The sequence below is a fragment of the Actinokineospora terrae genome, from assembly GCF_900111175.1.
Classification (GTDB): domain Bacteria; phylum Actinomycetota; class Actinomycetes; order Mycobacteriales; family Pseudonocardiaceae; genus Actinokineospora; species Actinokineospora terrae.
This window is the reverse complement of the sequence record NZ_FOGI01000003.1, coordinates 485,245-492,890: the sequence shown is the minus strand read 5'-3', so window position 1 is coordinate 492,890 and position 7,646 is coordinate 485,245. Positions and strand designations below refer to the sequence as shown.

The following is a 7,646-nucleotide window of genomic DNA, read 5'->3' as shown; positions in this document are numbered from 1 at the left end:
TCAAGATCAACTCTGCTCCGGGGGCCCACCCTCCCGGGGCCCGGGGCCCCATCTCTGAACCTATCGACCAGGACGATCTGTCAATAGGGCTTGGCTGGGGGTTGTGGATGGTTGACGGGGTTGTGGACAGGTCCCTGCGCTGGAGGATCGTCGGCTCAAAGCGGCTGATCCGAGCTGGTGGACTTGGCGACGATGATCTCCACCCGGCCTTCACAGACGTTGGCCGAAACGCACCCCTCACAGGCGTTGGTCCGAACGCGCCCCTCTCAGACGTTGGCCCACACGCCCGCAAACAACGTTGGCCCACAAGCGCTCCTCGGGGTCGCTGGTGCCAAGCCGGCTCGATGGGGTGGACTTGTTTTGCGTGGGGGAGCAGTGCCCGTAGCGTCGTCCACGCGGCAGGGCCTGCTTTTCGGCCCCTGCTTTGTGGTCCTGCCACGGGTACTGCCGGGGCCCCACGCAAAACAAGTCCACCCCATCGAGCACAGCTCGAAACTCGCGCCCCAACGCAATGCCGAAGGCGAGCCGTTAATCGTCGACGCCGCAGGCGAGCACGAGAGCAGGAACACCCCTCAGCTCAAGATCAAACCGCCCAGAGCAGCCCCCGATATACAGCCTACCGGCAGAGGCCGACAAAACGCCCAGGCCAAACAACCACCCTGTGGACAACCGCCCCTACGAAGCGAACACCAGAATCAACGCCATCACAGCCAACGGCGCCAACGCCCACCAAGTAGCCGTCACCGCGACCACCACCAGCGTGCTCACCGCCGCCACCCCAAGGAAAACGGCCAGCCCCCGGGTGTTGCGCCGAGGAGCCGGCCGTTCCAGTAGCGGGTCGTCAGCCCGAGGCACCACGGCCACGGCAGCAGCCACAAACGGCCCAGGTTCGGGGAGGTCGTCGAACAGCGTCAAGAGGTCCGCTCTGGTGCGGGCGGCGGCCGCCGCGGTGACGCGTTGTTCGTACTCGGTCAGGTCGAGGCGTCCGTTGGCGAGGTGGTCGGCCAGTGCGGCCACGGCCTGCTCGCGTTCGGAGGTGCCGACCCTGATGTTGGCCTCCCGACCCGTCCCCATGGGGCCACTTTACGCCGGGGTCACCCTTCCTTGCGCAGGACAGCCTCGATCTCCACCAGGACGCGCACCTCGTCGCTGATCACGAAGTTGCCGTTGGCGAGGGTGGACTGGTAGGTCAGGCCGAAGTCGGCGCGGCTGATGGTGGTGGCGGCGGAGAACGCGGTCTTCTGGGCGCCGTCGATGCCGATGCCGAAGCCGAGGGCCTCGACGTCGAGGGTGACCGGGCGGGTGGTGCCCAGCAGGGTGAGGTCGACGTCGAGCTGGTAGTCGTCGCCGTGCTGGCGCAGGCCGGTGGACACCAGGGTGGCCGTCGGGTGCGTCTCGACGTCGAGGAAGTCGGAGCCGAGCAGGTGCCGGTTGAACACGTCGAGGCCGGTGTCGAACGACGCGGTGTCGATCTCGGCGGTGACGGTGGAGGCGAACGGGTCCTCGGCGGTCACGATGACGCCGCTGAAGCGCTCGAAGCTGCGCCGGTAGCGGGCCAGGCCCAGGTGGCGCACCACGAACGACACGTCCGAGTGAATGGGGTCGATGTCCCAGGTGCCTGCCAGGTACCCGGGGATGTGGATGGCGGTGGTCACTGCACGTGCTCCTTGTGCTGGTCCAGCTGGTCGTGCGGGGTCACGACAGAGGCGAGGACGGGATTCGAACCCGCGTGCACGGCTTTGCAGGCCGCTACCTGAGCCACTCGGTCACCTCGCCAGTAAGTGCCTTGCGCCACCGTGACACCCCCGGATGGCCGCGTCAAAGGGCCTGGTCACTCTTCCCGCACTGCGGAACGCCCGGCACCTACGCTCGGGGGTGTGCTCAGTCATGGGATGACTTACGACGTGGCGGCGGTGCGGGCGAGGTTCCCCGCGCTGGCCGAGGGTGCGGCGCACTTCGACGGGCCGGGCGGCTCGCAGGTGCCCGTGGACGTGGCGGAGGCGGTGGCCGCGGTGATGGTCGCCGCCGTCGCCAACCGGGGGCGGGTGACGGCGGCCGAGCGGCGGGCCGACCTCGTCGTCACCGACGCCAGGCAGGCGGTCGCCGACCTGCTCGGCGCCCAGCCGCGGGGGGTGGTGTTCGGGCGCAGCATGACCCAGCTGACCTACGACCTCGCCCGCGCCCTGGCCAAGGACTGGGGCCCGGGCGACGAGGTCGTGGTGACCAGGCTCGACCACGACGCCAACATCCGGCCCTGGGTGCAGGTGGCGGCCGCGGTCGGCGCCACGGTCCGGTGGGCCGGTTTCGACCGCGAGACCGGGGTGCTGCCGGTCGAGGCGATCACCGACCTGCTCACCCCGAGGACCCGGCTGGTCGCGGTCACCGCCGCGTCGAACCTGCTCGGCACCCAGCCCGACATCCCGGCCATCACCGCCGCCGCCCGCGCCGCCGGTGCGCTGACCTACGTCGACGGCGTCCACCACACCCCGCACGCGCTGGTCGACGTCAAGGCGCTCGGCGCGGACTTCTACGCCTGCTCCCAGTACAAGTTCCTCGGCCCGCACATGGGCACCGTCGTCGCCGACCCCGAGCTGCTGGAGACGATCCGGCCGGACAAGCTGCTGCCGTCCTCCGACGCCGTCCCGGAGCGGTTCGAGTTGGGCACCCTGCCCTACGAGCTGCTGGCGGGCAGCACCGCGGCGATCGAGTTCATGGCCAACCTGGTGCCCGGCGACGGGACCCGCCGCGAACGGCTGACCCGGTCGCTGGCCGCGCTGCACGAGCACGAGGCCGCCCTGCTCGACCGGTTGGAGATGGGTCTTCGCGCCCTGCCCGACGTCTTGGTCTACGGCGATCCGCAGCGCGCCAGGACAGCCACCGTCCTGTTCACTGTAGACGGAATCGCGCCAGCCACCGTCTACGAGCGGCTGGCCCTGGCGGGCGTCAACGCCCCCGCCAGCCACTTCTACGCCATCGAGTGCGCACGCCTGCTCGGCATCGAGGACACCGGCGCGGTCCGGGCCGGGATCGCGCCGTACACCGATGTGTCCGATGTGGACCGGCTGCTCACCGCGCTGGTCGACATCGCCTGAGACGCGGCGAGACCCTGCCTGGCGCACCCCAGGCAGGGTCCCGGTCTAGCCGCCGATCGGCTCAGCCGGTGACGAGCGAGAGCCCGTACACCGAGAGGATCTCGTTGACCGGCTGGAAGTACGTCGTCCCGCCGGAGGAGCAGTCGCCTGACCCGCCCGAGGTCACGCCCTGGGCCTGGTCGCCGCTGACCCACGAACCGCCCGAGTCACCCGGCTCGGCGCACGCGTTGGTCTTGGTCAGCCCGGTGACGGTGCCCTGCGGGTAGTTCACCGTGGAGTTGGTGGCCTGGATGGTGCCGCAGTGCCAGCCGGTGGTCGAGCCGGACCGGCACACGCTCTGGCCGACACCCGCCTCGGACGAGCCGCCCACGGTCACGTTCCCGTTGCCATAGCCGTTGACGGTCGGCGACGGCGTCCACGACGAGTTCGCCTCGACCCACGCGTAGTCGTTGCCCGGGAAGGAAGAACCGCCGAAGGTCCCCAGTGGACTCTGGTCCGAACCGGTCGCGGAGGAACCCTGCGTGCCGCAGTGGCCCGCCGTCACGAACCCGCCCTCGACCGAGAACCCGACCGAGCAGCGGCTGGAACCGTTGATGTAGTAGGCGTTCCCGCCCACGATCGACCCGGCGAACAGCCGAGGCGACTCGGTGGTCTCGGCGACGCGGACCGGGCCAGCCGCCTTCGCCTTGTCCACGAAGGACGTCACGTCGGCGCCGGTCGCGCCGCGCCGGACGGTGAGCACGACCGAGTTGGACGGCACGTCCACGTACCAGCCCGCGACCCCGGTCGGCGCCCCCGCGCCCGCCTGCCGGTCGATGGCGGCCTTGGTCGCGTCCAGGTCCGTGGCGCTGTGGGTCACCACGGCGGGCCGGGCGCCGGTCGAGCGGACCGCGTTCGCCCGGTTCGCGTCGGTCACGCCGACCACGAGCGCGCCCTGGTCGAGCCACGACCCGCCGAACGCCTCGCCCGCGGCGGTGCGCGCGGTGGGCAGCAGCGCTCTGGCCGAGGTCTCGGCGGTGATCCGTTGGTGCACCTGCTCGGTGCTGAGCCCGAGGTCGCGCTGGAGCGCCGGGACGAGCGCCGCCGGGGCCGCTGTGGCCGCCGGGGTGAGCGCCACGGCCGCGCCCGCGGCCAGTCCGATGGCGCCGATCGCCACTAACGCCTGTTTTCTTCTGGTGCTGCTGCTGCGCATGGGGATGGTCCTCTTCCTTGCTCGCAGGGGTCCCGGGGTGCCCGGGGTGAGCAACCACTCCGGCCTAACCCGGATCGGTGACCACCGATCGAGGGGGTCCGGTCGGCGTGATGGGGTGACGCTAGAGCGGGTCGCCGCAGGTAGGGCACCCTACGAAAGTCGGTTTAGTAAACTCTTCACCCAATGAGCGGCAAATCGGTTACCAACCGTGAGCGACGCTAGAGTCTCCAACGTCTCAGTTGGTTACATCAAACGAGTGAAAAGCGATGCGGGTGTCGTGACGATTTCGGGGGACCTCGGGGAGGCCGCGCTGGACTGGCCGCCGCCGGGCTGGGTGATCACCTTCGACATGTTCGACCTGGACCTCGGCCGGGCCAGGTTCATCGGCATCGGTGTCGTGGCGGGCCACCCCGAGCCCGATCCGTACCTGGACCGCTACCGGCTGCCGGTGCGCCCGCTGAGCCCCGACCACAGGCCCGTCCCGAATTGGGTTGGCCGGTCGGACATCATTGACGCGGTGCCGCCGCCGGGGTGGTGACCGCAGTCCGTCCGGAGGTGTGTCGTGCTGCACCCGCAGGTGCTCGCCGTGGCCAAGGCCGGTGGCGTCCCGCCGCCGCTGACCGTCGAGACCCTGCCCGCGGCGCGGGCGGGCTTCGCGGCCACCACGCTCACCGAGGCGGGACCGGGCACGCCGCTGGCCGCGGTGTCCGACGGGTCCGCTGACGGCGTGCCGGTCCGGCTCTACCTCCCGCCGTCCGAGACCCCGCTTCCGGTCGCCTTCTACCTGCACGGCGGCGGCTGGGCCATGGGCGGACTCGACACCCACGACCCGCTGTGCCGCTACCTCGCCGCGCTCTCCGGTGCCGCGATCGTCGCCGTCGACTACCGCCTGGCCCCCGAGCACCCGTTCCCCGCCGCCATCGACGACGTCGACACCGCGGTCGCCTGGCTGCGCCGCGTCGGCGGTGAGCTCGGCCTGGACGTCAGCCGCGTCGCGATCGCGGGCGACTCGGCAGGCGCGCACCTGGCCACCGTCGCCGCCCGCCGCGCGCGGGACCGGGGCAGGCCCTTCGCCGCGCAGGTGCTGGTCTGCCCGATCACCGACCACACCGCCGAGCTGTCCGATGTGGACAGCCCGGGGCTGCTGCCGCAGGGCCTCGAGTTCTGCTGGGACGCCTACGCCCCCGCCGGGGTCGACCGCGACCAGCCCGACCTCGCGCCGGGCAGCGCCGAGCTGGCAGGCCTGCCGCCGACGCTGGTGATCACCGCCGAGCACGACATCCTGCGCGACCCCGGCGAGGCCTACGCGCGGGCGCTGGCCGAGGCGGGCGTGCCCGCGGTCAGCGTCCGCTACCAGGGCATGATCCACGGCTTCTTCCGCCGCCTGGCCAGGTTCGACGCCGCGCGGCAGGCCGTCGCCCAGGTCGCGGCGACCCTGCGGGCGGAGCTGTCATGAGCGCGACACTGGTGGCCAAGGGACTCGCGTCCGGGCACGGCGACCGCGTGCTGTTCACCGACCTCGACCTGGTCGTCGCCCCCGGCGACGTCATCGGGCTGGTCGGCGTCAACGGCGCGGGCAAGTCGACGCTGCTGCGGACGCTGGCCGGGTTGCTGCCTGCCGAGGACGGCGAGGTCCGGCTGAACCCGCCGACCGCGACAGTCGGCTACCTGCCGCAGGAACCGGAGCGCAGGCCGGGGGAGACCGTGGGCGCGTTCCTGGCCAGGCGCACCGGGGTCGCCGAGGCGCAGCGGATCATGGACGCCGAGGCCGAGGCGCTCGCCACGGGCGCGGACGGCGACGACTACACCGTCGCGCTGGAGCGCTGGCTCGCCCTCGGTGGCGCCGACTTCGACGAGCGCGCGGCCGTCGCGGTCGCCGAGATCGGCCTCGGCGTGGGGCTGGACCAGGAGATGGTGTCGCTCTCCGGCGGCCAGGCCGCCCGCGCGGGCCTGGCCTCGCTGCTGCTGAGCCGCTACGACATCTTCCTGCTCGACGAGCCGACCAACGACCTCGACCTCGACGGCCTGGCCAGGCTGGAGGCGTTCGTCTCCGGGCTGCGCACCGGCACGGTGGTGGTCAGCCACGACCGCGAGTTCCTCACCAGGACCGTCACCAGCGTCCTCGAACTCGACCTGCACCAGCAGGAGATCCGCGAGTACGGCGGCGGGTACACCGCCTACCTGGAGGAACGCGAGTGGGCGCGCAAGCACGCCCGCGAGGCCTTCGAGGACTACGCCGACACCAGGGCGTCCCTGGAGGCCAGGGCCCGGTTGCAGCGCAACTGGATGGAGAAGGGCGTGCGCAACGCCCGGCGCAAGGCCACCGACAACGACAAGATCGGCCGCAAGCTGCGCGCCGAGTCGACCGAGAAGCAGGCGGCCAAGGCGCGCCAGACCGAGCGCATGATCGAGCGGCTCGACGTGGTGGAGGAACCGCGCAAGGAGTGGGAGCTGCGGATGGAGATCGCCGCCGCCCCGCGCACCGGCGCGGTCGTCGCGGCGCTGACCGACGCGGTGGTCACCCGCGGCGGGTTCACCCTCGGCCCGGTCAGCCTGGAGATCGGCTGGGCGGACAAGGTCGCCATCACCGGCGCCAACGGCGCGGGCAAGTCGACCCTGCTGGCCGCCCTGCTCGGCCGCGCCGAACTGACGTCGGGATCTGCCTATCTAGGGCCCGGTGTGGTCGTCGGTGAGGTCGACCAAGCACGAGGTCTGTTCCTCGGCGGCGAGGAGTTGTTCGACGCCTTCAGCCGCCAGGTACCGGACTGGCCGACCGCGGACGTGCGCACCCTGCTGGCCAAGTTCGGCCTGCGGGCCGCGCACGTCCTGCGTCCCGCGGCCACCCTCTCGCCCGGCGAGCGCACCCGCGCGGCCCTGGCCCTGCTCCAGGCCCGCGGGGTGAACCTGCTCGTGCTCGACGAACCGACCAACCACCTCGACCTCCCGGCGATCGAGCAGCTCGAGGCCGCGCTCGCCGAGTACCCGGGCACCCTGCTGCTGGTCACCCACGACCGCAAGATGCTGGACGCGGTGTCCACCACGCGCGACCTCAAGGTCGACGCCGGTCGGGTGTCCGAGCTGTAGCGATCGCTGGTCGGTGGGCCGCCGGACGCGGCGGCCCACCGGCTCGGTCAGCGGGGTTTGGTCGCCGTGTGCACGCGGCGGACCGCGCTATCGATCTGGCGACTGTACTTCCCCCGGGTCCTCTGGTTCACGAAATGACCGGCCTTCGCGGCCATCCGGTTGACCTTCTCCGGGTTCTTCCTCGCGTACTTGGTCGCCGCGGCAGCGGCCCCCGCCAACGCGGTGAGCCTCTTCAGCAGTGGCATCGTCGGCTCCTTCCTGCTCCAGGTGCTCTGCCT

8 protein-coding genes and 1 tRNA gene are annotated in these 7,646 nt (G+C 71.6%); 4 read left to right on the top strand and 5 right to left on the bottom strand.

The genetic code is table 11. The annotated features are described in order from the left end of the window. Positions 1 to 675 precede the first annotated feature (675 nt). The 3 genes from BMY07_RS07860 to BMY07_RS07850 form a co-directional block, all read right to left on the bottom strand. Positions 676 to 1,074, bottom strand: a complete 399-nt coding sequence (locus BMY07_RS07860; protein ID WP_092775760.1) for a DUF1707 SHOCT-like domain-containing protein — start codon at positions 1,072 to 1,074, stop codon at positions 676 to 678. 20 nt (positions 1,075 to 1,094) lie between these two features. Then, positions 1,095 to 1,655: a YceI family protein gene (locus BMY07_RS07855; protein ID WP_177215485.1), complete on the bottom strand. Its 561-nt coding sequence runs from the start codon at positions 1,653 to 1,655 to the stop codon at positions 1,095 to 1,097. A gap of 49 nt (positions 1,656 to 1,704) precedes the next feature. Then, a tRNA-Cys gene (locus BMY07_RS07850) sits at positions 1,705 to 1,776 on the bottom strand. 116 nt (positions 1,777 to 1,892) lie between these two features. Here BMY07_RS07850 and BMY07_RS07845 point away from each other — a divergent pair. After that, on the top strand, positions 1,893 to 3,092 hold the full coding sequence (locus BMY07_RS07845) for a cysteine desulfurase-like protein (protein ID WP_092775758.1): 1,200 nt from the start codon (positions 1,893 to 1,895) through the stop codon (positions 3,090 to 3,092). Between the two features lie 61 nt (positions 3,093 to 3,153). On the opposite strand, the gene BMY07_RS07840 is transcribed toward BMY07_RS07845, so the two are convergent. Next, positions 3,154 to 4,284, bottom strand: a complete 1,131-nt coding sequence (locus tag BMY07_RS07840) for a S1 family peptidase (protein ID WP_092775756.1) — start codon at positions 4,282 to 4,284, stop codon at positions 3,154 to 3,156. A 277-nt stretch (positions 4,285 to 4,561) separates the two neighbouring features. On the opposite strand from BMY07_RS07840, the gene BMY07_RS07835 reads away from it, so the two are divergent. From BMY07_RS07835 to BMY07_RS07825, 3 genes are read left to right on the top strand one after another with little or no spacing between them, the layout of a single operon-like run. Next, positions 4,562 to 4,822 (top strand): hypothetical protein, encoded by a 261-nt coding sequence (locus tag BMY07_RS07835; protein WP_092775754.1) that lies wholly within the window; start codon positions 4,562 to 4,564, stop codon positions 4,820 to 4,822. A 24-nt stretch (positions 4,823 to 4,846) separates the two neighbouring features. Further along, a complete protein-coding gene (locus BMY07_RS07830) occupies positions 4,847 to 5,740 on the top strand; it encodes an alpha/beta hydrolase (RefSeq protein WP_092775752.1) in 894 nt (297 codons plus the stop codon). Then, positions 5,737 to 7,368: an ABC-F family ATP-binding cassette domain-containing protein gene (locus BMY07_RS07825; RefSeq protein ID WP_092775750.1), complete on the top strand. Its 1,632-nt coding sequence runs from the start codon at positions 5,737 to 5,739 to the stop codon at positions 7,366 to 7,368. The genes BMY07_RS07830 and BMY07_RS07825 overlap by 4 nt, the downstream gene beginning before the upstream one ends. A 47-nt stretch (positions 7,369 to 7,415) precedes the next feature. Here the strand turns inward: BMY07_RS07825 and BMY07_RS07820 are convergent, their stop codons facing one another. Next, positions 7,416 to 7,613 (bottom strand): antitoxin, encoded by a 198-nt coding sequence (locus BMY07_RS07820; RefSeq protein ID WP_092775749.1) that lies wholly within the window; start codon positions 7,611 to 7,613, stop codon positions 7,416 to 7,418. Positions 7,614 to 7,646: the final 33 nt, after the last annotated feature.